Below are 25,279 nucleotides of genomic sequence, written 5' to 3' on the forward strand. Positions count from 1 at the left end.
CCGGGATCAGGCCAGTACTGAAGCGTCTTCTTCACGTGCTGCCAACGCGGCGAGATCGCGGTAATCGGCAGCAGGATGATTCTGTGGCAAGCGCGGACCTTCGCCGAAGAGTTTTTCGCGCAAGGTGCCAGGGGCGTACTCCGTCTTGTAGACACCGCGCTTCTGCAACTCTGGCACCAACAGTTCGACCACATCGGCGAAGGTTTCGTGAGCCAGGGCATAGGCCAGGTTGAAACCATCCACGTCGGTTTCCTCAACCCATGCCTGCAACTCGTCCGCCACCGTTTGCGCACTGCCCACCAACAGCGGGCCAAAGCCGCCAATGCCCACCCAGTCGGCCAACTCTTTTACGGTCCATTGCTTGTTCGGGTCGGCCGTGGAGAACGTTTCGACCGCCGACTGAATAGCGTTGGTATGGATGTGCTTGAGGACCTGATCCGGTTGGTACTCGGAAAAGTCGATGCCGGTCCAGCCCGAAATCAGGGCCAAAGCGCCTTCATAGCTGGTGTACGACTTGTAGTCCTGCCACTTGGCCTGGGCCTGGGCATCGGTTTCGCCGACGATCACCGTCAGCAGGTTGAAAACCAGCACCTTGCGCGGATCGCGACCGGCTTCGGCAGCACGTCGACGAATGTCCGCCACGGTCTTCTTCAGCAAGATTTTCGACGGAGACGCAACAAACACACATTCAGCATGCTCCGCCGCGAACTGCTTGCCACGGCTGGAGGCTCCCGCCTGATACAACACCGGGGTGCGCTGGGGCGACGGCTCGCAGAGGTGAATGCCCGGAACCTGGAAATGCTTGCCGGCATGCTTGATGCCATGGATCTTGCTCGGGTCACTGAAAATACGCCGCTCACGATCACGCTGTATCGCCCCCTCCTCCCAACTGCCCTCAAACAGCTTGTAGAGCACTTCAAGGTACTCGTCGGCATAGTCGTAACGGGCATCGTGATCGCTCAAGGCCTTCTGCCCGAGGTTACGCGCACCGCTGTCCAGGTACGAGGTGACAATGTTCCAGCCAATACGCCCCTTGGTCAGGTGGTCGAGGGTGGAAAGGCGGCGGGCAAACGGATAGGGGTGCTCGAAACTCAACGACGCGGTCAGACCGAAACCCAGATGCTCGGTCACCAGCGCCATCGGGGTGATCAGCGCCAGCGGATCGTTGACCGGTACCTGGGTCGACTGACGGATCGCCGCATCGCCATTGCCGTTGAATACATCGTAGATACCGATGACATCCGCGATGAAAATGCCGTCGAAACGGCCGCGCTCCAACAACTTGGCCAGGTCGGTCCAATACTCCAGGTCCTTGTACTGCCAGGAACGGTCCCGGGGATGCGCCCAGAGGCCAGGAGATTGATGACCGACGCAGTTCATCTCAAAAGCATTCAAACGAATTTCACGGGGCATGGGAGTTCTCCAGTACGCAACAGGTTCTACGCCACATCAGGCGCTCTTGCCGAGTACGTCTCACAAACCATGCCAGCTACTTAGTTCTTTATTATCAATAACTTATACAAACAAAACGATCAAATGCCTGTGTAACCCGCGACACCTTGTTGATCCACTGTACGTGAGACAACAGCACGCCCATGTGTTTGCAGCAAGACAGCACGTGCCGGGCGGAAGCCGTAAACCCTGAATTTTCGAGGAAAAATATATAGTACTAATACTATACAACGCAGGTAGTACTTCCATAATTGACCGACATTGTTATATAAGGTGCGCGGAGCCATCTGCGCTGCTTCCCACCGACAAGGGTGCAGCAAACATCAAGAGCTAATAATCAGCCACCGGGTGCCAGTTATGTCGATCTTCACACAGGGACCAGTCCCTGCACGCGCGCGTCTTATTACCTTCAATACGCTCTACCCGAGCGAACCTGGCGCCGGCTTTTCCCACATTCCCCCGTTTTGATCAGTCGATTCCGAGTGAGCTGAAACGCTGCGCGACATGATTCCGCCGGCGTAACACAGCACTCGACGCTTACCCGTTTTTCCTGGCGAAAGGCTGCTGCCCATCGCCACGACGCCGTGCACCCAAAAAACGGCTGCAGGGCACACCAGGCAATAAAAAAAACAAGGAGCCACACCGATGAAAAACGCTGAGCTGTCCCATGCGCAGAGTTGCGACCGCATCCGCGCCAACCCCAAATTCCAACGCCTGGTACGCAGCCGTTCGCGCCTGGCCTGGTCATTGAGTGCCGCCGTACTGGGCGCCTACTACCTGTTCATGCTGGTGGTCGCGTTCTACCCGCACGTGCTGCATGCCCCTCTGGCCGAAGGCCGCCAACTGACGGTAGGGATCCCGGTCGCGGCGGCGATCATCGTGCTGTCCTGGCTGCTCACCGGCTGGTACGTGCGCAGCGCCAACACCCGCTTCGACGCACTGAGTGCCGACCTGCTGGAGGAGTTGAAATGAGCCGTCGCCTCGCCTCCCTTGGCCTTGCCAGCCTGCTGCTGGCACCGGCCGCAGCCTTTGCCGCCCCCCTCGTCGTGGCGGAAAAACAACCGATCAACCTCCACGCCATCGGCATGTTCTTCGTGTTCGTCCTCGGCACCTTGATGATCACCTGGTGGGCTGCACGGCAAACCAAGTCGACCTCGGACTTCTACACCGCTGGCGGCGGCATCAGCGGTTTCCAGAACGGCCTGGCGATTGCCGGTGACTACATGTCGGCGGCCACCCTGCTGGGCTTGTCCAGCCTGGTCTTCGCCAAAGGCTATGACGGTTTCATCTACACGGTGGCGTTCTTCGTCGGCTGGCCGATCATCACCTTTCTGATGGCCGAACGCCTGCGCAACCTGGGGCGCTACACCTTCGCCGACATCGTCTCGTACCGTCTGGACCAGACCAAAATCCGCACCTTCGCAGCCTTCGGCTCGCTCACCGTGGTGTGCTGCTACCTGGTCGTGCAGATGGTCGGCGCGGGTCAGTTGATCAAGCTGCTGTTCGGCCTGGATTACTCCACTGCCGTGATGGTGGTTGGCGTGCTGATGCTGGTCTATGTGATCTTCGGCGGCATGATCGCCACCACCTGGGTACAGATCATCAAGGCTGTACTGCTGCTGGCTGGCGGCACGACCCTGGCCCTGCTGGCCATGGCCGAGTTCGGCTTCAGCTTTGAAACCCTGGCAACCCGCGCGGTTGAAGCCCACGCTACGGGCTGGAACATCATGGGCCCCGGCTCGATGCTCGCCGACCCGATCAACGCGGCTTCGCTGTCGCTTGGCCTGGTGTTCGGTATTGCCGGCCTGCCGCATATCCTGATGCGCTTCTTCACCGTGCCGAACGCCAAGGAAGCCCGCAAGTCGGTGTTCTTTGCCACCGGCTTCATCGGTTTCTTCTTCCTCGTGGTCATGGTGCTGGGTTATGCCGCGATTGTGATCGTCGGCACTGACCCGCAGTTCTATGTCGGCGGCGACCTCAAAGGCGCATTGATCGGCGGCGGCAACATGGTTGCCATGCACCTGGCCAAGGCCGTGGGTGGCAACCTGTTCCTCGGCTTCCTCTCGGCCGTGGCCTTCGCCACCATCCTGGCCGTCGTGTCGGGCCTGGCCCTGGCCGGTGCGTCGGCGATCTCCCACGACCTGTATGCCACCGTACTGAAGAAAGGTACCGCCAGCGAAAAAGACGAGATGCGCGTAACCCGTATCGCTACGGTCGGCTTGGGCATCATCGCCATCCTGCTGGGCATCCTGTTCGAGAAGCAGAACGTCGCCTTCCTGGTGGGCCTGACCTTCGGCATCGCCGCCTCCACCAACTTCCCGGTACTGATCATGGCCATGTACTGGAAAGACCTGACCACCAAGGGCGCCCTGGCCGGTGGTTTCGTCGGCCTGTTCACCGCCCTGACCCTGGTGATCCTGTCGCCTGCGGTCTGGGTGTCGGTGCTTGGCAATGCGCAGGCGATCTACCCGTATGACCACCCGGCCCTGTTCTCCATGCCACTGGCCTTCCTGGTGATCGTGCTGGTGTCCAAGCTCGACCGCAGTGCGCAAGCCGCCCGCGAACGTGCGGCGTTCGACGATCAGTTCGTACGTGCCCAAACCGGCCTGGGTGCCGCCACGGCAGTCGCCCATTGATCCGCGTAAACCGCTGACCGTATCACCTGCAACCACCTGCACCGATCGCAACCGCGACCGGTGCAGGCCATGCCGTCCCCCATTCAATAACAATAAAAGGGCTTTACCATGTACCGCACGCATCCCATCGCTACCCGCCTTTTGGTTTCGGCAACGCTGGCCGGCCTCTGCGCACCTGCCAACGCAGAGTTTCTCAAGGACAGCAAAGCCAACCTGGAGCTGCGTAACTTCTACTTCAACCGCGACTTCCGCCAGCACGACGCGCCTCAGAACAAGGCTGAGGAATGGGCCCAGGGCTTTCTGCTGCGCTATGAGTCCGGCTTCACCGAAGGCACGGTCGGCTTCGGCGTCGATGCCATCGGCCTGCTCGGGGTCAAACTCGATTCAAGCCCGGATCGCAGCGGCAGCGGCCTGCTGCAACGTGACCGCGAAGCACCACGCCGCGCTCAGGACGAGTACGGCGAACTGGGCATGACCGCCAAAGTACGCGTCTCCAAGAGCGTACTGAAAGCCGGTACGCTGCTACCCAAACTGCCAGTGCTGATGGCCAACGACTCCCGCCTGCTGCCGCAAACCTTCGAGGGCGGGCAACTGAACTCACAGGAAATCGACAAGCTGAACGTCGACCTCGGTCAGGTGCGCCAGGTGAACCAGCGCGACTCCACCGACTATGAAGACATGGCCATCACCACCGGTGGGGCGAAGAACATCAAGGCCCGCAGCACCACCAGCGACCAGTTCAACTTCGCCAACCTCACCTACAAGTGGAGCGACAGCCTTAACACCACCTATGGCTACGGCGGGCTGGACAACTTCTACCGCCAGCATTTCCTTGGCCTGAACCACGTACTGGCACTGGGTGAAGGGCAATCGCTGAAAAGCGACCTGCGTTTCGCCCGCTCCCTTGATGAGGGTGGCAGCAACGTCGACAACAAGGCATTCGGCGCAATGTTCACCTACGGTATCCAGGGCCACGCCTTTGGCCTGGGTTACCAGCGCATGAGCGGCGACACCGGCTTTGCCTACATCAACGGCGCCGACGCGTACCTGGTGAACTTCGTACAGATCGGTGACTTCGCCAACAAGGACGAACAGTCCTTGCAGGCGCGCTACGACTTCAACTTCGCCAGCGTGGGCATTCCCGGCCTGACCTTCATGACCCGCTACCTGCAGGGCGACAACATCGACCTCGGCGCCGGCAAGCCTGAAGGCAAGGAATGGGAGCGCGATACCGATATCGGCTATGTGGTCCAGAGCGGTACGTTGAAAAACTTCGGCATCAAATGGCGCAACGCTACCGTGCGTACCAGCCACTTTGGCAACAAGCTGGACGAGAACCGCCTGATCCTGAGCTACAGCATCGCGCTGTGGTAACGGCCGCGGCCATCACCTGACGCAGCAACAGGGGCATTGACTCCAATGCCCCACTCAACATCTGGTTATAACCTAATAGCACATAATTATATTTGGCTATAAAAAAAGCCGTTATGCTTCTCGCGCCCCGCTCACAGCTCGTCTGGTGCTTAGATAGATTATGGATGCAGGTTACTTAGGTTTTTCCGTTGCAGGCTTGGTTGTCGGTTTCATCGTCGGCATGACCGGCGTTGGTGGCGGATCGCTGATGACTCCGATCCTGCTCTGGTTCGGCATCAACCCGGCTACGGCGGTAGGCACCGACCTGCTCTACGCTGCCATCACCAAGGGCAGTGGCGTCTGGGTTCATGGCAAGAACAAGAACATCGACTGGAAAATCACCGGCTGGCTCGCGCTCGGCAGTGTTCCAGCCGCAGCGCTGACACTCTGGTTCCTCACCACCCTGCACACTGACACCCAGGCCTTGAACGCGGTGATCAAGCAGGGTCTGGCCGTGGTACTGGTACTGACGGCACTGGCGATTCTGTTCAAAAGCCGCTTGCAGGCCTTCGCCAGCAAACACGCCAGCGACCACTACCACCTCAGCGACAAGACCCTGAACATCCTGACCGTGATCACCGGCATCGTGCTTGGCATCATGGTTTCCCTGACGTCCATCGGCGCTGGCGCCTTGGGCACCGTGGCACTGTTCCTGCTCTACCCGTACCTGGCTACCCGTCGCCTGGTCGGTACCGAAATCGCTCACGCCGTGCCCCTGACCCTGGTCGCCGGCCTAGGCCACGCCAGCATGGGCAACATGGACTGGACCCTGCTGGGCTACCTGCTGCTTGGCTCGCTGCCCGGGATCTACATCGGCAGCCACCTGACCGGCCGTATCTCCGACAACGTACTGCGCCCCTGCCTGGCCTGCATGCTGCTGCTGATTGGCTACAAACTGGCCTTCTGATCACGATACCGCCGACGCCATCGCAGGCAAGCCTGCTCCAACAGAGCCCGCGCCAGCTGTAGGAGCGGGTCTTGCCCGCGATGCAAACGCCGCGGACTCACTGACACCCCACCGACGCCATCGCAGGCAAGCCAGCTCCAACAGGGCCCGCGCCAGCCTGTAGGAGCCGGGCTTGCCCGCGATACAGACGCCGCGAACTTGCGGACACACCGCCGACGCCATCGCAGGCAAGCCTGCTTGTATGTTTAGACTTGAAGGGGTGGGTGGGACTAAAGCCTCGCTTCTGACTCTGACCAGTACAGACTGTTGGAGACATCGTCCCACCCCTTCACCTAATGCGCCGATAAGGAATGCATCGGCTCGGACCGACGATAGCAACAAGCCAGCGCAACGGTGAACCCCGACAAGTTTCTAAACCCTAGCTCGGAGGGTGAGCGATGACAATCCTTGATTCGCAGGTGGTCGTTGGTGTGGATGTCGCGAAGGACGAGATCGTTGTCTATCGGTGCGACGAAGAGAGCATTTTGGTCGTCGCCAATGAACGATCAGCACTGAGAAACTGGCTTAAGTTATTGCCAGACAACTGTGCACTGGCGATTGAAGCGACCAACACCTATCACCTCGACACGACGGAAATGGCTCATGAACTGGGTCACGACGTTTATGTCATTGATGGCAGCCGCCTCAATAAATACCGCGATGGGATAGGTGTCCGGGCAAAAACAGATGCTTTGGACGCGGTCTTGCTGGCGCGTTATTTGGGCAAAGAGTCCGACAAACTCAGAATCTGGAGTCCGCCCCCCAAGGCTTACACGCAGCTCAAAAGCTTGCTGCGACGCCGGGCTGAGCTCGTTCGACATCGGGTGGCAATCAAGCAAAGTTGGAGGGACGAACCCTTGCTCGAAGAGGCGCTGGATGAATACCTGCGCTGTGTAGAGCAGATTGAAAAAGGCATTCAGAAGACGCTGAAAAACATCGTTAGCGAAGCGGGTATGGACGCTCAGGTAAAACGCTGCCAAGCCGTTGAAGGCATAGGCGTCCTGACTGCCACAGCTGCGGTAACAGCCTTCATGCGCGGAGAGTTTTCCGATAGCGATGGCTTCATTGCCTTCCTGGGCATGGATCCGCGAGTGAGACAATCAGGCAAGAAAGATCAGAAACGCTACTTGTCCAAACGGGGCGATTCGGAGTTCCGGCGCTTATTTCACAACAGCGCAATGGCTGCCAGCCGCTCGCCAACCTGGAGACCGTTCTATCAGCGTTACCTGGACCGAGGCCTCAAGGGTACCCAGGCCTTGGTGATTCTGGCTCGCAAACTGGCCAGAGTGGTGTTTGCCTTGATGAAAAACCAAAGTGAGTACCAACCAAACTCTATGTTTGGGGGTTCCCCCCAAACATAGAATCTCCAACAGAGCCCGCGCAGCCTGTAGGAGCCGGGCTTGCCCGCGATGCAGGCGCCGCGAATGCACTGACACCCCGCCGAAGCCATCGCAGGCAAGCCTGCGCCAACAGGTAACCGTTAGAAACTCAACAACCACAAGCTGAGAGCCGGGAACGCGACCAGCAACACAATGCGCAGCAGGTCCGAACACAGGAACGGGACGATACCTATCGCGGTTTCACTGTAAGGCACGTCGCGCGCGGTGCGCTGGACGATGAACAGGTTCATGCCCAGCGGAGGGTGAATCAGCCCGATCTCCACCACCATCAAGGCCAGAATGCCAAACCAGATCGATTTTTCCGAGGCGTCCAGGCCATAAAAATCCAGGCCCATGATCATCGGATAGAAGATCGGGATGGTCAGCAGAATCATCGCCAACGAATCCATCACACAGCCCAGCAGCAGGTACAGGCCAAGGATGACGACCAGCACCAGCATCGGTGCAAGACCACTGTTGATCACCCACGCGGCCAACTCCGTGGGCATCTGGGTCAGGGCCAGGCCGGAGTTGAGCAGGTCCGCGCCCAGCAGCACGAGAAAAATCATCGCCGAGGTTTCTGCCGTACCCAACAGGCTCGCCCGAATACCGTCCCAGCGCATGCCGCCTTGCTGAACCGCAAGGATGCCGCAGGCCGCCGCACCGATCGAAGCCGCTTCGGTGGGGTTGGCCCAACCACCATAGATGCCGACGATCACCACCAGGAAAACGCCAATCACTGGCGACACCTGAACCAGTGCCTTGAGCCGCTCCACCCGCGTTGCCTTCGGCGACACCGTGGCCTGGCTTTCGTCACGGGAGACCATGATCCGCAACACGATCATGTAACCGATGATGGCAACAACCCCCGGCACGATCGCCGCCACAAACAGCTTGGCGATCGATTCCTGGGTCAGCACGGCATAGATGATCAACGGCACAGACGGCGGAATCAGGATACCCAGGGTGCCACCGGCAGCAACGGTCGCGGTCGCCAGACGACCGGAATAGTTGTGCCGGCGCAGCTCGGGCAATGCCACATGGCTCATGGTCGCTGCCGTGGCCAGGGACGACCCGCAAATCGCCCCGAAACCCGCGCAAGCACCAATCGCCGACATGCCCATGCCGCCCTTCCAGTGGCCGATGAACGCCGACGCACAGCGAAAGATCGAACGTGACAGGCCACCGTGGGTGGCGAACTGGCCCATCATCACAAACAGCGGGATGACCGCCAGGTCGTAGTTGGACAGGCGCGAATAGGCCAGATCATTGAGGGTGAACAACAGGCTCGACAGATCGCCGTTGTTCACCGCCCAGAAACAGGCCGCGCCACCGATCAGCATGGTGATGCCGATGTGCACACGAAGTAACAACAGCACCATGGTAATGGACAGCGCAATCAGACCCAGGCTCAGACCGCTCATGCGCGACCTCCCATACGGTGGAAAATGTCGGCAATACGCGCCAGCGCGCACACACCCAATAGCACCAGGCTAGGCACGATCAGCATTAACGGAACCCAGAGCGGGAACGACAGCAATGTGGTGACATCGCCGTTCTCATGGTTGTCGAACATCTGCTGAGTGGTGCGCCAGGCCATAATCCACGCCACGGCGCAGCACAGCAGGTGCGCCAACACATCCAGCAGGTCACGCACCCGTGCTGGCAACCACTGGGTCAGCGCGTCGACCTTGATGTGCTGACCGCGCAGCTCGCACAACGGCAGGAACGCAGCGATGGCAAAGGAGGCACCCACCTCCATCAACTCCATGTCCCCCCGGATCGGCGCCGAAAACAGCTTGCGCCCGACAATGGAAACCAGCGACATGCCGATCAATGCCATGAACGTCAGCCCGCCGGCCAGGGCAAAGCCCTGGGCCAACTGCATCAAGGCCCTTCGGCCACTCCCCTGTGTTACGTCCGAGGCGACGTTGAAGTCCAAGGATTCGTTCATGGGCGGTTACTGCGCTGCACGGGAGAGCTTACGCACGCCGTCCACCAGCGCCTGGCCGTCGAGCCCCTTGCCGGCCACTTCCTTGACCCATTGATCGACCGCTGGCGCAGCCGCCGCCTGCATGTCGGCGTAGGCCGCGCCATTGATTTCGACCAGGCCCTCAGCCGGGGTAGCGTCGTGGGCGCGGTCCATGGCGTTGTCCCAGGAGTTGGCAAAGCGTTCGGACAACGCCTTGCCGCTGTTGCGCTCGATGATCGCCTGCAGGTCCTTAGGCAGGCTGTCGAACTTGCGCTGGCTCATCAGCATGGCCAGCACGGTGTAACCGAAGGCCGGCTGCCCGGCCGGCGTGGCGCTGTGGTACTGGGTCACTTCATTGAGCTTGGTCGCTGGCACCACTTCCCAGGACGCCAGGGCGCCATCCACCACACCTTTGGAAATGGCTTCAGTCATCTGCGCGGGCGGCATGCTCACCGGCGTAGCGCCCAGGCTTTCGATGGTCTTGGCGGCGGTACGGCTGGAAGCGCGCAGTTTCAGGCCTGTCAGATCCGCCAGGTTCTGCACTGCCTTGCCGCGCGTGTGCAGGCTCATGCCGCCGTCACCGTGGATCACCAGCACCTTGTAGTCCTTGAAGTCGTCCTTGGCGTACTGCTCGTAGTAATCCCAGATGATCTGGTTACCAACCTTGCCGCCGTAAGGCAGCACGAACGGCAGTTCCAGCGCCTCGACCCGCGGGAACTTGCCGGCGGAGTACGACGGGCCGGTCCAGACGATATCGGCGACCCCGTTACGGGCCATATCCGCGAGCTTGGCCGGTGTGCCGCCCAACTGCATCGACGGATAGAGCTGGCATTGCAGGCGGTCCTGGGATTCCTGGCGCAGTTGATCGCACCACGGCTGGATGATGTTGACCTGAACGTTGGAGGTGGACGGCAGGAAATGCGCGACCTTGAGGGTGTAGGTCTCGGCATGAGCAGACAGGGCACCTGTCATCGCCATGCACAGGGCGGCAGCTTTGATTTTCTTCATTGTGGTAGCTCCGTTTTGTTTTTGTAGTCGTGTGCGCAGCCGTGGTTCGCGCCGGCATGGGAGGCATTGATACGTTAACAGGTTAATTTTATCAACCAGCTCGTCACGCCTGAAAATGAGCTGAAGCTACCAAAAATCCCGACAAAAAATTTAATAACTCTTAAAAATCAATGAATTAGCATGATTGCTCAGTTTTTAAAAGGAAGCTCCTTCGGCTAAAAATCTAAAAAAATGTTGTTAACAGCTTAACAAGTAGCTAACTTTCAGCTGCAAGCCCCTGCCGCGCAAAGGGGCCTTCATTCCAAAAACAAAAATGCCTAGAGATAACAATAATGATAAGGAAATTGGGCTCACTGCCCCTGCTCTCCTGTGCCATCGCCAGCAGTTTCAGCGGCGTCGCACTGGCCGATTTCATCGGTGACAGCACCGCACGCATCGAAGCGCGCAACATGTACATGAACCGCGACTTCCGTCAGGACAATGCCCCTCAGGCCAAAGCCGAAGAGTGGGCACAAGGCTTGACCGGCCGCTTCGAGTCAGGCTTCACCGAAGGCACGGTGGGTTTTGGGGTGGATGCACTCGCCCAGGTCGGGATCAAACTCGACTCCAGCAGTGACCGCCGTAATACCGGCCTGCTGCCCTATGGCCGGCAAAGCCTGGAGCCGGAAGACAACTACAGCGAACTGGGCATGACCGCAAAACTGCGGGTATCGAAAAGCGTGCTCAAGGTGGGGACGTTGCAGCCCCTCCTGCCCGTAGTCTCGTATAACGACACGCGCCTGCTCTCCTCCACCTACTCCGGCGGCCTGCTGACCTCGCAGGAAATCGACGGCCTGACCCTCAACGCCGGGCGCCTGGACAAGATCAACCTGCGCGACTCATCCAGCAACGATGAGATGAACTACGGCGGCGTGGAAAGCGATCACCTCGACCTGGCCGGCGGTAGCTACAACCTCACCCCGAACCTGACGGCGAGCTACTACTTCGCCAAGATGGAAGACATCTACCAGCAGCACTTCGCCGGCCTGGTACACACCTGGAAACTGGGCGAAGGCGTCAGCCTGAAAACCGACCTGCGCTACTTCAGCACCGGCGAAGACGGCGAGAAACGCTTTCGCGGTGCGGCACGGGTCAATGGCGGGCACATCGACAACCGCTTCTTCAACGGCATGACTACCCTGGCGGTGGGTGCGCATAAATTCGGTTTGGGCTACCAGAACCTGTCGGGAGATGGCGACTTCGCGTTCCCGGGCGTAGACCCGTACTCGGTCAACCTGGTGACCTACAACGCCTTCACCAAAGCCGAGACCGACGCCTGGCAAGCCCGTTACGACTATGACTTCGCGGGCCTGGGCATTCCCGGGCTGGCTTTCATGACCCGCTACGTCAACGCCAAGAACGTCGAGACTGCCGCCGTGCAGGGCGGCACAGAGTGGGAACGCGATACCGACCTGGTCTACACCTTCCAGGACGGCTCACTGAAAGGCCTGAACATACGCCTGCGTAACGCGACCTTCCGCTCCGGTGACGGCCTGAAAACCGCAATCGACGAAAACCGCATCATCCTCGGCTACACGCTGGCACTGTTCTAAGCTTGACGCGCACCTGCCCGCAACCCTGGGCAGGTGCGACACACTCAGGGCTTGATCTGCTTGAGCTCTTCCAGCAAGCCAAGCAGTTGCTGCAGCTTCTCCTCGCCCATCTGCTGCTGAATGCGCCGATAGTTCGCCTCCACCTCGTCAATCATGGACACGAAGCACTGCTGCCCCTTTGCCGTCAGATTGATCATGACCCGCCGCTGATCATGGGCAAGCTTGCGCCGGCTGACGATACCGTCGCGCTCCAGACGCCCCAGCACCCCGGTCATGCTCGGCTTGAGAATGCAGGCCTGCTCCGCCAACTGATAATTTTCCATCTCGCCCTGCTGACGCAGAATGCGGATGACCCGCCATTGCTGCTCGGTGAAACCGTGCTGGTTGAGCAATGGCCGAAAGAACGCCATGGCTGCTTCGCGGGCCTGTAGCAGGGCGAGCGTGAGAGAGGGGCTGGTAACGGGCATGAGGGGTAATGGGCTCCGACGTGTTATGAGTTATTCAACGGCGCTGACACCAGACTGCCCAACAGAGGGTGCAGCGTCAATTGAATAGCGGCCTGGCGCTAACGGCTCATCAGGTACTTGGCCACGGCATGGTAGGCCGGCAACGATGTCGCATCGTTGGCCGCGTTGGCGGCGACGGGATGGCTGGCGAACCGTGCGATCACCACCTCGGCCTTTGGATCAACATAGAGTGCCTGGCCATAGACTCCTCGCGCCATGAAGGCACCATGCTCGTTATGGGTGTTCCACCACATGTCGTGGTAGCTCCAGCCGGCCAATGTGGCGTAGCCGGCCTTGGCAAAAGCCTCCTTGCTGGCACCGCGGCGAATGTCATCGACGGCCGCTTTGGGTACGACCTGCTGCCCGTTGTACCGCCCTTCATTGCGGATCATTTCACCGAACCGGGCCAAATCACGCAGCCCCGCATTGAAACCACCACCTGCAAACGGCGTACCCGTCGAGTCGACGGTCATGTAGGCATCCTGCTCCGCCCCCAGCTTGCTCCAGATACGCTCGGAAAGCAGCTGCGCGACGTTTTTACCACTCACCCGCGCCAACACCCAGCCCAAGGCATCGGTATTGGCCGTGCGGTAATGGAACGCCTCACCGTGAACACCTTCTGGCTGCACAGTTTGCAGGAACTCGTAGTACGAACGCGGGCCGGTGTAGTCTTTCGGCTTAGGCAGAGGGCTACCGGCGGCAGCATGCGCCCACACTTCAGCCTTGGGGTCGGCGTAGTTCTCGCTGAAGCGTATGCCCGCGGTCATGTCCATCAACTGGCGCACGGTCGCACTGCCAAACGCCGACTTGCCCAGCTCTGGCACGTACTCAACCACCTTGCGCTCAGGATCAAGCGTGCCCTCGGCCACCATCATCGCCGCCAGCGTGCCGATGAACGTCTTGGTCACCGACATCCCTGCATGCTGCCCTTCGGGCTTCAATACGCCGAAATAGCGCTCGAACACGACGCGCCCTTTGTGCAGCACGACGATGCCATCGGTGTAGTTCGCCAACAACGAATCGCGCCAGGTCATCGAGCGGTCGCTACCCATCGGGACAAAACTCACCTCATCAATGCCCGCCTGCAGCTCACGCTCGAGCGTGTTGGGTGCACCAATGCCACGCGACACATTAATCGTCGGCATCAACTCCCTGAAGTGCGCGACACTCCAACGCCACTGCGGATACTGGAAGTAACTGCCATCTTCGAAGCGAATAATACGCTCGGGCGGGGGTGGCGACCCGACCATCCAGCCCATTTTGGCCGGATCACTCTCCAGCGCATTGGGGGTGGGTGGGCTACTGAATGCAGCACTCGGCATCATCAATGCCAGCACTGCACACACGAGGGGAACACGAACAGCGCGTTGCATCCGACCAAGCTTCATAGCTCAACTCCCTTTTGGCTTATCGCCACCATACCGATAACCGCCTAAAGCCGCTCGCTTTAGCGTGCCATGATATGGCGCCATACCGCGATCAAAACACGGCCGTTTGGAGTAGGTATGCAGATGCTGCGATGGCGTCGGTGGGGTGTCAGTGCGTTCGCAGCGCCTGCATCGTTGGCAACATGCACTGTCTTTGGCTTAAAAAGCCTCGTCGCAACCCTCGATCAACGCATCGACAACTGCCTTGGCGCTATTCAAGGTATGCCGAAGCAGCCAGGCAGCATTGCCCTGCAGCGGCACGTCCCCCATCGCCGCGTCATACAGCACGCCCTGCATCGTACCGAGCAATTCAGACACACTCTCCAGCGCATCAGGCATGGCGACACCGGGCACAACAGCGAACAACTTGCCCTGCTTCGCCGCATCGCCAGTGCCATGAAACAACGCACCTGGGCCGGTACTAATAACGAACCTCTGCCGCTCTTCAGGCGTCATTGGGCACCGCCTTGCCTGGCTGGCGGGCAAGCGTTGGGCATGAGGGTGTGGGGATGGGTTTTGGATGAATTTGGAGTGGACACAGGTAAGGCTCCTTCTGCTGTAGAGGAGCTGCCACGATCCTTCCTACGGGATTGGGTGGCAGCTGTGCACGGGGTAGGAATACCGGGGCAAAAGGAACCCGGCCAGGCCGAAGCCTGCCCGCACACAGCCGCCATAGCACTGCGCTGCAGGCGAAAACGCCTGCAGCCAGGTATGTGGGCTGTTGCACCTTTTGCTTATCGGGTTCCTACGCCCGGCCACGGGATTGACCGTGACTTTCGCTGACGAGTCAGCGACGGGCGAACCATACCGAGCCTGACCGCAGGCTGCAACCCGGTTTACAGCACGGGTTCTACACACCTCGCCATGACCGCACATGCTGCACAAGGGATGGTGCAGCGTGACAAAGAGCACCCAAAACACATCGCCTTCTCGCATTTCTGCGCTTTACCAAACTCGTCAGGCCGCATTGCCCAGTAGCTCAGAGCTTCCTGCTCAGACTGTCCTTGCGCAGCCGAAACCACCCTTTTCCTGATAAACTCCACGACAGCCGCAATCGCCCCGATCGTACCTCTACAGACACTCCCAATGCCCTCGAACACCGCCAAAACCATTACATCAGAGCCTTCTCGGCGCTTCAGCGTAGCACCGATGATGGACTGGACTGACCGCCACTGCCGTTTCTTCCTGCGGCTGCTGTCGCAAAACGCCCTGCTCTACACCGAGATGGTCACCACCGGTGCGTTGCTGCACGGTGATGCGGAGCGTTTTCTGCGTCATGACGAGGCTGAGTACCCGTTGGCGTTGCAGTTGGGCGGCAGTGTTCCGGCGGACCTGGCGGCCTGTGCGCGCCTGGCGCAGGGCGCGGGCTATAACGAGGTGAACCTGAACGTCGGCTGCCCGAGCGACCGTGTGCAGAACAACATGATCGGCGCCTGCCTGATGGGGCATCCGGCACTGGTTGCCGATTGCGTGAAGGCGATGATCGATGCGGTGGATATTCCGGTGACGGTCAAGCACCGTATCGGGATCAATGGCCGCGACAGTTATGCCGAGCTGTGCGATTTCGTCGGCCAGGTGCGTGAGGCCGGCTGCCGCAGTTTCACGGTGCATGCCCGTATCGCGATTCTCGAAGGCCTGTCGCCGAAGGAGAACCGCGAGATCCCGCCACTGCGCTATGACGTAGCGGCGCAGTTGAAGCAGGACTTCCCCGACCTGGAGCTGATCCTCAACGGCGGGATCAAGACGCTTGATGAGTGCAAGGCGCACCTGCAGACGTTCGACGGGGTGATGCTGGGCCGCGAGGCGTATCACAACCCTTACCTGTTGGCCGAAGTCGATCAACAATTGTTCGGCAGCACGGCTGCGGTGATTTCGCGCAGTGACGCGCTGGCCAAGCTGCGTCCGTACATCGCGGCGCACCTGGCGGCAGGTGGTGCGATGCACCATATCACCCGGCATGTTCTCGGCCTCGGCCAAGGTTTCCCGGGGGCGCGCAAGTTCCGCCAGTTGCTGTCGGTGGACATCCACAAGACCCAGGATCCTCTAGGCCTGCTCGATCAGGCCAGCCAGCTTTTGCAAGGGCGCTAAGCCGGGAACCTGTACGCGTTTTACGACTCGAAGGGTTATCGACCTCCTGCCTGCCAGCACGGCCCTTGAGCGGCTGGCAGGGCTCGGGTAATGTCGTAGGAATCGCACAGGACAGAGCACGCTCATGACTTCCAAGCTGGACCAACTCAAGCAGTTCACTACCGTGGTTGCCGATACCGGCGATATTGATGCAATCAGCCGCCTCAAGCCCGTCGATGCCACCACCAACCCGTCGCTGCTGCTCAAGGCTGCGGCGATGCCCGGTTACGCTGAGCTGCTCGACCAGGCCGTGCGTAACAGCAAGGGCGACCTGGGGCTGGCCTGCGATGCCTTCGCGGTGGCCGTCGGCAGCGGTATCCTGAAAGTCATTCCAGGGCGTATTTCCACCGAAGTGGATGCACGCCTGTCATTCGATGAGCCGGCCCTGCTAAGCAAGGCGCGCCAGCTGATCGAGCTGTACGACAAGGCCGGCGTTGGCCGTGACCGCGTACTGATCAAGCTGGCTTCGACCTGGGAAGGTATTCGCGCTGCCGAAAAGCTCGAACGCGAAGGTATCCAGACCAACCTGACCCTGCTGTTCTCTTTCGCCCAGGCCGTGGCCTGCGCCGATGCCGGGGTGTTCCTGATCTCGCCATTCGTGGGCCGGATCTATGACTGGTACAAGAAGTCCACCGGCAAGGAGTATGTCGGTGCCGAAGACCCGGGCGTGCAGTCGGTCACGCGCATTTACAACTACTACAAGGCCAACGGCTACGACACCGTGGTCATGGGCGCCAGTTTCCGCAATATCGGCCAGATCGAAGAGTTGGCCGGCTGCGACCGCCTGACCATCAGCCCGGAGCTACTGCAGCAACTGACCGACGACCAAGGTGCACTGGTGCGCAAACTCAGCCCGGGCCATGCTGGCGAGCCGCGCCAGCACCTGAGCGAGAGCCAGTACCGCTGGGCCATGAACGAAGACGCGATGGGCACCGAAAAACTGGCCGAAGGCATTCGCCAGTTCGCCCGCGACCAGGAAAAGCTTGAAGCCTTGCTGGCCGCAAAAGCCTGAGGCAACGCGCTGCCGAAGCAGGTTCGCCTGCTTCGACGCCCTCCCCGCGCATGCCCCTCCCCGCCTGAGTTGACCTGAGTTGCCGATGCCCGAAAACCCTACCTTGCCGCTGGTGCTGGCCGGCCCGTTGTTACGCCGCCTGGAACCTTCGCGGTTGGTGATGTGGCTGGTCGCTTCACAGCCGCTACAGCCTGACCTGTTGTTGCACTGCACGGGCACAGCCCCCATTGAACTGCCCTTGGAAGGCGAGCGTTGCCGCATTGTGCCGATTGGCCGCCATGCCTTTGTGCACTTGATCGACGTGAAGCTGGATACCCCCTTGCCCGTCGATGAAGCGATCGGCTATGACCTGATCATTCACGGCGCCAGCGAGCCGCAGCGTATCGCCGACTGGGCACCGCACCTGCTGTATGACGGCAAGCAACGCCCTGACTTCGTCTTGCGTGCACAACTGGACAACGTGCTGCATGGCTCTTGCCGCAAACCGCACTTCGACGCGGCAGACGGCCTGCTCTGCGCCGACCGGCTGCTGGCGACCGAACACACTGCACGGGCACGCCCGGCACTGCTGATGATGAGCGGCGACCAGATCTACGCCGACGATGTCGCTGGGCCCATGCTGCGTGCTATCCATGCCTTGATTGCTCGCCTGGCGCTGTTCGAGGAGCGTTTGGAGGGCGCGGTGGTCGAGGACAGCACCGCGCTGTACGAGCACCCCGCAAGTTACTACCACCGCGCTGACCTGCTGCCGGAAATCAAGAGCAACGAAACTCTGCGCGAGCGGTTTTTCGGCGGTGCCAGCAAACCTATTTTCACCAGCAGCAATGCCGACAATCACTTGGTCACCTTCGCCGAAGTCATGGCCATGTACCTGCTGGTGTGGTCGCCCGTCTGCTGGACGCTGATCGATCCGCAACCGCCAGCACTGACGCCTGAGCGCCAGCAACGTTACGACGATGAGCAAGCCGTGATTCGCAGGTTCGTCGCAGGCCTTGGCCAGGTTGCCCGCGTGCTGGCGCACCTGCCGAGCCTGATGATCTTTGACGACCACGACATTACCGACGATTGGAACCTGTCGGCGCAGTGGGAAGAAAGTGCCTATGGCCACCCCTTCTCGCGACGCATCATCGGCAATGCGCTGATCGGCTATCTGCTTTGCCAGGGCTGGGGCAACAATCCGGACGCATTCACGCGGTTACTGGCAAGCTGGCAGGGCCTGGCCGACGGCGCCATGAACGACCGCTACCTGAACAGCCCGCAACAGGATGCGCTGATCGGTGAGTTGCTGCGTTTCCAGAACTGGCACTATGCGCTGCCCAGCACCCCAGCGCTGCTGGTACTCGACACCCGCACCCGCCGCTGGCGCAGCGAGAGCAACCTCAAGCGCCCTTCAGGCTTGCTTGACTGGGAAGCCCTTAGCGAACTGCAACAGGCCCTGCTTGACCACCCATCGGCGATTATCGTCTCGCCGGCGCCGATCTTCGGCGTCAAGCTGATTGAAACCGTACAACGGGTATTCAGTTGGCTAGGCTATCCGCTGCTGGTGGATGCCGAAAACTGGATGGCTCATCGGGGCGCAGCGCAGGTGATCCTGAATATTTTCCGCCACTCACGTACACCCGGGCATTACGTGATCCTCTCGGGTGATGTGCATTACTCGTTTGTCTACGAAGTGCTGATTCGTCACCGCCAACGCAGCCCACACCTCTGGCAGATCACCAGCAGCGGTATCAAGAACCAGTTTCCACGGCGCCTGCTGGAGACCTTCGACCGCCTCAATCGCTGGCTGTATTCACCCCGTTCGCCACTGAACTGGCTGACCAAGCGTCGGCGTATGGAAGTCATTCCGCGCACCCCGACACACAGCAAGGCTGGCGAGCGACTGTGGAACAGCGCAGGCCTGGGTCAGGTGTTTTTCAACGCGCAGGGGCAGCCGGAGCGAGTTTTCCAGCTCAACGCAGACGGCTCGCCACCCACCGAGTTTCCTCGCGGGCAACCCCAGTAGTCAGAGAAGTTACCAGGGAGCGCAGAAACGCGCCCCTGGGCACGATCAGGTTCGCTCGAGGGCGTTGACCAGGTCGTGGAAGGCTTCGCGATTGGAATCGTTCAGGCCCATGAGGATCTTGTGCGCCTCAAGTACCTTGGCCCGTACCACGTCCTCACTCTGGTCCTGAGACGGCAGGTCGGTGAGGCATTCCGGGCACGGGATCGGCCGGTCGACGATGTTGAATACCTGATCGAAACCCATCGACTGCAACAGCCGGGTGATGTCGGCGTGGGTGGTGACCACGGTCGGCAGCAGCCCAACCTTCTGCCGCGAGAGAATCGACAGCTTGGCCAACAGGCCCAGGGTGGTGCTGTCGATGCTTTGGGTTTCGGTCAAATCAATCACGATCGCCGAAAAATTCAGCGCGGTGAAGATTTTTTCAATAGTCGCATCCAACGCCGAACACAGGGTAAGGCGTACTTCACCGACGAACTTCAGAACGAAGGTGCCATTCTGCTCGGCGAACTGGATTCTACCAGTACTCATTGAAGGTTCCTGCTCAACACCAATAGGGCGATATCATCCGGCATCTCCCCAAGCGTAGCCAATCCGAATCGTTGCCGCAGCCCATCCAAGCTGCCGCCCGCTGCCTTGACGATTTCCGGCAAGGCGGCTTCTTTATCTTTGAGTGTGCTGCCAGGCAAAAGGTCCAGAATGCCATCAGATAGCAGCGTAAGGCTGAATGCTGGTGGCAACTCCATGACCAGGTCCTGGTAGGTGGCTTCCTCGAACAACCCCACCGGCAGCCCGCGACCGTCGAGGTAGCGGCTCTGGCCTGGGGTATACAACACCGGCAACGGCAAGTGCCCGCCAATACTGTAGGTCAGAAGACCGGTGTCTTCATCGATCACGCCACCTACCATAGTGACATGTTTGCCCAGCTTGCAGTTGATCAACCCTCGGTTGATGTGCCCGAGCACTTCCGAGGGTTTGAAATCACGCAGGGTGCCACTGCGCTTGAACTCGAACAACAGGCGCGTGGTCATGAACTTGAGCAGCACCGTGACGAAGGCGGACGACGCCCCATGGCCGGAAACATCCGCCAGGTAAAAGGCAATACGACGCTCGTCGACACGGAAGTAATCGGCAAAATCGCCCGAGAGGTAGAGCGACGGAATGATCTGGTGCTCGAATGAAAAGTCACCAGCCACCCAAGGGCTTTCCGGCAACATGTTCATCTGCACCTGACGACCCGCTGTCTGGTCCTCCTGCAACAGGTGCAGGCTGGCTTCCAGTTCGCGGTTGGCCGCTTCAAGTTTCTCCCGGTAGCGCTGGTTTTCCAGTACCAGTTGCGCACGGTCCAGTGCTCGACGCACCGAGTGCTCAAGTACTGCAAGGTCTTCCAGAGGCTTGATCAGGTAATCGGCAGCACCCAGCCGCAGCGCTTCGACGGCGTCATTCATGACCCCGGCGCCAGACACCACAATGACCGGCAGATCAGGCGTGCGCTCAGTCACCTGGCGAATCAGCTCCAGGCCACCCATCTGCGGCATGCGCAGGTCGCAAATCACGAGATCGGGCTGGTTCTGCTCGAAGACTTGAAGACCCTGCTGGCCATTACTCGCTTGCAGGACATTGAAACCGCTGTCTTCGAGGTAGGCGGCGAGACTGGCACGTACTACGTCGTCATCGTCGATTATCAGCAGCGTTGCACTGGTTTTCTGCATGTGGGCAAACGGCGCCAGAAATAGGTTGGGGTAGGCGGCTCGGTCGGGCCGGAGCGCACTTACTGGATTCACTTCTAGCCTCTCTTCTATGAGTTGTAGGACAAGATGACCTGCCCAGCAAATATCAGAGGTGCCCTGTAAGGCGCAGACGGTACTCCCATCTGCCGGGTGTTTCAAGCTCACGCCGATGGTCGCTGACGCTCTTTACAGCGCAAAGAGCCGGGAGTTATAAAAACGGCTTTGACCGCAACCCAATGGAAGGATGCAGGTATGAGTCGAATCCACGCAGACTACAGCGAAAAGCGCGATTTCATTCGAATGAAAGTGGACAAGGATGTCAGCCTGATCCACGCCGACCAGGTCATCGCCGCTGTATGTCTGGATCTTTCAAGCAGCGGCCTGCAGGTACAGGCCCCCCGCTCGTTCAAGGTCGGTGACGCGCTTGAGGTGCGTATCGAGTCTGATCACCCCGCCCTCAAAGGGCTGGAGGCCAGTACCCGGGTCGTGTGGATCGCCGATCAGGCCGAAGGCCAGCAGAAACTGGGCCTGCGCATCATCGAAATGCACTGAGCCACGCCCAGGAAAGAGGTGCACGCTTGCTAAGCAGCAGCGATACCATCGCAGGCAAGCGTGCTCCCACGGTGCAGGAGCGGGTCTTGCCAGCGATGCACGCGCTGCGTATCGGCCGACGGCGGCCGGGACGCCTTTTAGCGCTTCTGCGGATCAGAAGTCGTCTTCGACCTGCCCATCCTTGACCTTGAACTCACGGTTTTGCAGGTAGGCGTTGCGGATAAAGGTGTACTTGTCGCCACGAATCATCTTCTCGGCTGACAACAGGCTGGCACGGGTATCCACTACATCAACGCCAATACTGGTGTTACGGGTCGGGATATGGCCTACGTAACGGAAGGGTTCGGTGTAAGTGTCCGGGTACTTGGAAATGGCATCACGGACGTTGCTTGGGCCCAGGAATGGCAATACGACGTATGGGCCGCTGCTTACGCCCCAGTAACCCAGCGTTTGACCGAAGTCTTCATCGTTGCGCTCCAGCCCCATCTTGGTGCCCACATCGAAGAAACCGACAAGGCCAAAGGTGGTGTTGAAGATCAGCCGTGCGGTATCGACCCCGGCAGCACGAGGCTTGAGCTGCAGGACATCGTTGGCCAGGTTGCCAACATCACCGATGTTGCGAAACATGTTGTGGATACCGTCTTCCAGAAACTGTGGCGTGACGGCCTGGTAACCCTGCGCCAAAGGCTTGAGCGCATAGGTGTCGATCGTATCGTTGAAGCGGAAGATGGGCCGGTTGATGCTCTCCCATGGGTCTTCCTCGGTTGCCGCCTGGGCCGCCAGGGGCCCCAGCAGCAGCCCGGCACAGACGCAGACACGGGTCATCCGATCAATCAAGCCTGTACCAATCCTGCGCATACACTCACTCCTCGACAATCACAAGGCGCTATCAGCGCCCCAAACTCAAAAATGAAATCAGTATAAAGGGTATGTCTCAGATTAGTCAGCGCGACATGGCCGGGATCAGCAAAATGTAAACAATTGCCACATTGTTTGATCGTCATCTGGCTGTCACCCTCTGTGCGTAGCCTGCAAGGTTATTTCAGGGATGATGCCATGCCCCAATCACCTGCTTTAACCGCACTGCTATTCGGACTACGCGGCTGCCTGGTTGACTTTGGCGCACGTAGCGATAGTTTCGAGCATTCGCCACAGGCGACTCCCGGCGCACTGCCGGCATTGGCGCGCCTGCGCAGGCAAGCCGTGCCCTGCGGCTGGATCGATGAAATCCCGATCGCTGTGGCCGGACACTTGAGCCGCCCCTTGCCCGATTGGCTCAAGCCGCACAGCAGTATGCACGACACGCCCTGGCCGGCCCCAGACGCGTGCTGGCACGCGTTGATGGCGCTGAAAGTAAGCCAACTGGATGGCTGCGTGCTGGTCAGCGGCGAACCCAGGTTGCTGCAGTCCGGGCTCAACGCGGGGCTCTGGACCATAGGCCTGGCGGCATGCGGCTCATTATGTGGTTTGAGCAGCAGCCAGTGGCAGGCCTTGAGCCCGCAAGAGCAGGCACACAAACGCGGCAAGGCGACACTGCAGCTCTATGCCTTGGGCGTGCATTCAGTTATCGACCATCTGGAAGCGCTCGACGATTGCCTCGCCGATATTGGCCAGCGTCGACTCAAAGGCGAGAAGCCCTGACACACCACCGTTGATCCGGGTCATGCAAAGCAACGCCGAGTGGATTACCCTGTCAGACATGGCATGGACCTTTCGCCAGTGGCGGTGGTCCATGGCTGTGCCTATTCATAAAGGGAGATCACCATGCCTGCCCGCGAACTGCAACAGCAAATCGAGGCCCTGCGCGAGCAACTGGAGCAAAATCCACCGCTCTCACTGGAGGAGCGTGAAAACCTGCATCAGCTGATGCAACAGATCGAAGCCGAGCTCAAACTGGAGCAATTCTCCACAGAGAACAACCTGGTAGACGGGGTGAACCTGGCGGTCGAACGCTTCGAAGTCGACCACCCTGGCCTGACAGCCACCTTGCGCAATATCGTTCAGAGCCTGCAAAGCATGGGTATCTGAGTACCAGAGCCAGCACCTGCAGCCCTGCAGGCGCTGGTGCTACTGGCGTACCAACCGCGAATTGCCCAGGCTGATCGTATCGGTACTGCGGTAGGGGTTGATGTCCAGCCCGCCACGGCGCACATAACGCGCATACACCGTCAGCGTCTCAGGCTTGAGCAGACGCTTGAGGTCGAGGTAGATCCGCTCTACGCACTGCTCATGGAAGTCCGCATGCTGGCGGAAGCTGATCAGGTAGGCCAACAGGCTGGCAGGGTCGAGTGCCGGGCCACGGTAATGCACGGTCACGCTACCCCAGTCCGGCTGGCCAGTGACCGGGCAGTTGGATTTGAGCAAATGGCTGTGCAGGGTTTCTTCAATTACCCGTCCGGTATCGCAGCGCAGCAACTCCGGCTGAGGATGCTCGTACTGGCTGATACTGACATCCAGGTCATCAATACAGACACCAGGCAGCGCCGCTACGCCCTCCCCTTCGACCTCAGACAAGGTGCGTACGCGCACACCGACCGGCTTGCCAGCGGCTGCCGAAAGGTCTTTTTCCAGGCAGGCCTGCAGCGCTTGCACCGAGGCGAATACGGTCTGGTTCAGCGAATTGAGGTAGAGCTTGAACGACTTCGACTCAATGATGTTCGGCGAATCGGCCGGGATCGCAAACTCACCGATGGCCACCACCGGCTTGCCGGACGGCAGCAGCCAGGACAGCTCAAAGCAGTTCCAGTAGTCGACACCCTGCCAAGGCAAGGTGTCGGCGCTGACCCCCAGTTCAGCCCACTTCGCCGCACGCGGGATCGGGAACAACAGGGACGGGGTGTAAGTGGCGATGTATTCGCTGGACTTGCCCAGCGGGGAATGTTCGGCGGCGGGGTGCATGGCTCAAACCTGAAGGACGAAATACGCCTAGTTTATCGGGTTTGTGCCATGCGTTGGGCAATCACCTGTCACTGAGCGATGGTCAGCGTGCCCACCATGCCGGCCTGGTAGTGGCCCGGAACGTTGCAGGCGAACTCGATCGGGGTCGACTGGGTGAACGTCCAGGTCAGTTCTGCGGTTTTGCCGGGAGCGATCATCACCACATTGGCATCGTCATGGGACATCCCACCCCCGTGCATCATCCCGTCATGATTCATCGTCATGTGACTCATGTTTCCATGGTCCATTTTTGCGTGATCCATCCCACCCGGCATGGCGAGCATTTCCTGCTGATGCCGAGCATGCATGGCCGCATCCCCGAGGTTGAACTCGTGTGGCAACTGGCCCTTGTTGGTCAGTACGAAACGTACGGTCTCACCCGCCTTGACCTGCAGCGCACGCGGGGCAAAGTACATGTCGCCCAGTTCCACCTCGACAGTACGGGTTGCCTGGTCTGCGGTAGCGGGATGACCGAAGGCAAAGGGTTGCGCCGGCGCGGCAAACAACGGCAGGCTGAACAGCGCCAAGGCGCCGGCAAGGATAAAACGTGACATGGTCGGTTTACTCCGGGGTTGTCTCGATATGCCC

At 59.9% G+C, this 25,279-nt stretch carries 24 protein-coding genes; 12 read left to right on the forward strand and 12 right to left on the reverse strand.

All coding sequences use genetic code 11. The features are described 5' to 3' along the window. Positions 1-6: 6 nt before the first annotated feature. Positions 7-1,413, reverse strand: coding sequence for an LLM class flavin-dependent oxidoreductase (locus AB7M23_RS21905; RefSeq protein WP_330522899.1), 1,407 nt, complete (start codon positions 1,411-1,413; stop codon positions 7-9). Between the two features lie 684 nt (positions 1,414-2,097). On the opposite strand from AB7M23_RS21905, the gene AB7M23_RS21910 reads away from it, so the two are divergent. From AB7M23_RS21910 to AB7M23_RS21930, 5 genes are all read left to right on the forward strand, one after another. Then, complete coding sequence (locus AB7M23_RS21910; RefSeq protein ID WP_065760128.1) at positions 2,098-2,424, forward strand: DUF485 domain-containing protein; 327 nt, start codon at positions 2,098-2,100, stop codon at positions 2,422-2,424. Next, positions 2,421-4,088, forward strand: a complete 1,668-nt coding sequence (locus tag AB7M23_RS21915) for a cation acetate symporter (protein WP_065760129.1) — start codon at positions 2,421-2,423, stop codon at positions 4,086-4,088. Before AB7M23_RS21910 ends, AB7M23_RS21915 begins: the two co-directional genes overlap by 4 nt. Before the next feature lie 108 nt (positions 4,089-4,196). Continuing rightward, on the forward strand, positions 4,197-5,462 hold the full coding sequence (locus AB7M23_RS21920; RefSeq protein WP_454242012.1) for an OprD family porin: 1,266 nt from the start codon (positions 4,197-4,199) through the stop codon (positions 5,460-5,462). 160 nt (positions 5,463-5,622) lie between these two features. After that, a complete protein-coding gene (locus tag AB7M23_RS21925; RefSeq protein ID WP_330522901.1) occupies positions 5,623-6,408 on the forward strand; it encodes a sulfite exporter TauE/SafE family protein in 786 nt (261 codons plus the stop codon). Positions 6,409-6,845: 437 nt separating this feature from the next. Then, a complete protein-coding gene (locus AB7M23_RS21930; protein ID WP_102053915.1) occupies positions 6,846-7,808 on the forward strand; it encodes an IS110 family transposase in 963 nt (320 codons plus the stop codon). A gap of 119 nt (positions 7,809-7,927) precedes the next feature. On the opposite strand, the gene AB7M23_RS21935 is transcribed toward AB7M23_RS21930, so the two are convergent. The 3 genes from AB7M23_RS21935 to AB7M23_RS21945 are packed head-to-tail and all read right to left on the reverse strand — an operon-like array spanning position 7,928 to position 10,806. Further along, positions 7,928-9,250, reverse strand: coding sequence for a TRAP transporter large permease (locus AB7M23_RS21935; protein WP_065761741.1), 1,323 nt, complete (start codon positions 9,248-9,250; stop codon positions 7,928-7,930). After that, entirely contained in the window at positions 9,247-9,780 is a 534-nt protein-coding gene (locus tag AB7M23_RS21940) for a TRAP transporter small permease (RefSeq protein ID WP_454242013.1), read from the reverse strand. Before AB7M23_RS21940 ends, AB7M23_RS21935 begins: the two co-directional genes overlap by 4 nt. Positions 9,781-9,786: 6 nt before the next feature. Beyond that, positions 9,787-10,806: a TRAP transporter substrate-binding protein gene (locus AB7M23_RS21945; RefSeq protein WP_454242014.1), complete on the reverse strand. Its 1,020-nt coding sequence runs from the start codon at positions 10,804-10,806 to the stop codon at positions 9,787-9,789. Between the two features lie 332 nt (positions 10,807-11,138). Between AB7M23_RS21945 and AB7M23_RS21950 the strand changes: the two genes are divergently transcribed. Further along, positions 11,139-12,398, forward strand: coding sequence for an OprD family porin (locus AB7M23_RS21950; RefSeq protein ID WP_454242015.1), 1,260 nt, complete (start codon positions 11,139-11,141; stop codon positions 12,396-12,398). 44 nt (positions 12,399-12,442) lie between these two features. Here the strand turns inward: AB7M23_RS21950 and hpaR are convergent, their stop codons facing one another. The 3 genes from hpaR to AB7M23_RS21965 form a co-directional block, all read right to left on the reverse strand. Further along, on the reverse strand, positions 12,443-12,865 hold the full coding sequence (gene hpaR, locus AB7M23_RS21955; protein WP_102051772.1) for a homoprotocatechuate degradation operon regulator HpaR: 423 nt from the start codon (positions 12,863-12,865) through the stop codon (positions 12,443-12,445). A gap of 98 nt (positions 12,866-12,963) precedes the next feature. After that, positions 12,964-14,229: a serine hydrolase domain-containing protein gene (locus AB7M23_RS21960; RefSeq protein WP_454242208.1), complete on the reverse strand. Its 1,266-nt coding sequence runs from the start codon at positions 14,227-14,229 to the stop codon at positions 12,964-12,966. Positions 14,230-14,490: 261 nt separating this feature from the next. Next, positions 14,491-14,787, reverse strand: a complete 297-nt coding sequence (locus AB7M23_RS21965) for a DUF3077 domain-containing protein (RefSeq protein WP_454242016.1) — start codon at positions 14,785-14,787, stop codon at positions 14,491-14,493. Between the two features lie 630 nt (positions 14,788-15,417). Between AB7M23_RS21965 and dusA the strand changes: the two genes are divergently transcribed. From dusA to AB7M23_RS21980, 3 genes are all read left to right on the forward strand, one after another. Continuing rightward, complete coding sequence (dusA, locus tag AB7M23_RS21970) at positions 15,418-16,419, forward strand: tRNA dihydrouridine(20/20a) synthase DusA (protein ID WP_454242017.1); 1,002 nt, start codon at positions 15,418-15,420, stop codon at positions 16,417-16,419. A gap of 124 nt (positions 16,420-16,543) precedes the next feature. Continuing rightward, complete coding sequence (gene tal, locus AB7M23_RS21975) at positions 16,544-17,470, forward strand: transaldolase (RefSeq protein WP_454242018.1); 927 nt, start codon at positions 16,544-16,546, stop codon at positions 17,468-17,470. A gap of 85 nt (positions 17,471-17,555) precedes the next feature. After that, complete coding sequence (locus AB7M23_RS21980; protein ID WP_454242019.1) at positions 17,556-19,475, forward strand: alkaline phosphatase D family protein; 1,920 nt, start codon at positions 17,556-17,558, stop codon at positions 19,473-19,475. Positions 19,476-19,520: 45 nt separating this feature from the next. Here AB7M23_RS21980 and rssC read toward each other — a convergent pair whose 3' ends face one another. Together rssC and rssB are read right to left on the reverse strand one after the other, a co-directional pair. Continuing rightward, positions 19,521-20,003, reverse strand: a complete 483-nt coding sequence (rssC, locus tag AB7M23_RS21985) for an anti-sigma factor antagonist RssC (RefSeq protein WP_065758484.1) — start codon at positions 20,001-20,003, stop codon at positions 19,521-19,523. Continuing rightward, positions 20,000-21,184, reverse strand: a complete 1,185-nt coding sequence (rssB, locus tag AB7M23_RS21990) for a two-component system response regulator RssB (protein WP_330522910.1) — start codon at positions 21,182-21,184, stop codon at positions 20,000-20,002. The genes rssC and rssB overlap by 4 nt, the downstream gene beginning before the upstream one ends. Before the next feature lie 270 nt (positions 21,185-21,454). Here rssB and AB7M23_RS21995 point away from each other — a divergent pair, with 270 nt between their 5' ends. Further along, positions 21,455-21,754 (forward strand): PilZ domain-containing protein, encoded by a 300-nt coding sequence (locus AB7M23_RS21995; protein ID WP_099775387.1) that lies wholly within the window; start codon positions 21,455-21,457, stop codon positions 21,752-21,754. A gap of 153 nt (positions 21,755-21,907) precedes the next feature. On the opposite strand, the gene AB7M23_RS22000 is transcribed toward AB7M23_RS21995, so the two are convergent. Further along, the gene (locus tag AB7M23_RS22000) at positions 21,908-22,612 is read right to left on the reverse strand and encodes an MlaA family lipoprotein (RefSeq protein ID WP_454242020.1); all 705 of its coding nucleotides are present in this window, start codon (positions 22,610-22,612) and stop codon (positions 21,908-21,910) included. A 198-nt stretch (positions 22,613-22,810) separates the two neighbouring features. Between AB7M23_RS22000 and AB7M23_RS22005 the strand changes: the two genes are divergently transcribed. Next, entirely contained in the window at positions 22,811-23,395 is a 585-nt protein-coding gene (locus AB7M23_RS22005) for a phosphonoacetaldehyde phosphonohydrolase-related protein (RefSeq protein ID WP_454242021.1), read from the forward strand. A gap of 123 nt (positions 23,396-23,518) precedes the next feature. Further along, entirely contained in the window at positions 23,519-23,782 is a 264-nt protein-coding gene (locus AB7M23_RS22010; RefSeq protein ID WP_454242022.1) for a DUF4404 family protein, read from the forward strand. Between the two features lie 39 nt (positions 23,783-23,821). Here AB7M23_RS22010 and queF read toward each other — a convergent pair whose 3' ends face one another. Continuing rightward, the gene (queF, locus tag AB7M23_RS22015; protein WP_454242023.1) at positions 23,822-24,652 is read right to left on the reverse strand and encodes an NADPH-dependent 7-cyano-7-deazaguanine reductase QueF; all 831 of its coding nucleotides are present in this window, start codon (positions 24,650-24,652) and stop codon (positions 23,822-23,824) included. Positions 24,653-24,720: 68 nt separating this feature from the next. Next, the gene (locus tag AB7M23_RS22020; RefSeq protein WP_454242024.1) at positions 24,721-25,245 is read right to left on the reverse strand and encodes a cupredoxin domain-containing protein; all 525 of its coding nucleotides are present in this window, start codon (positions 25,243-25,245) and stop codon (positions 24,721-24,723) included. Positions 25,246-25,279: the final 34 nt, after the last annotated feature.

The sequence above is a fragment of the Pseudomonas sp. HLS-6 TE3448 genome (assembly GCF_053629555.1).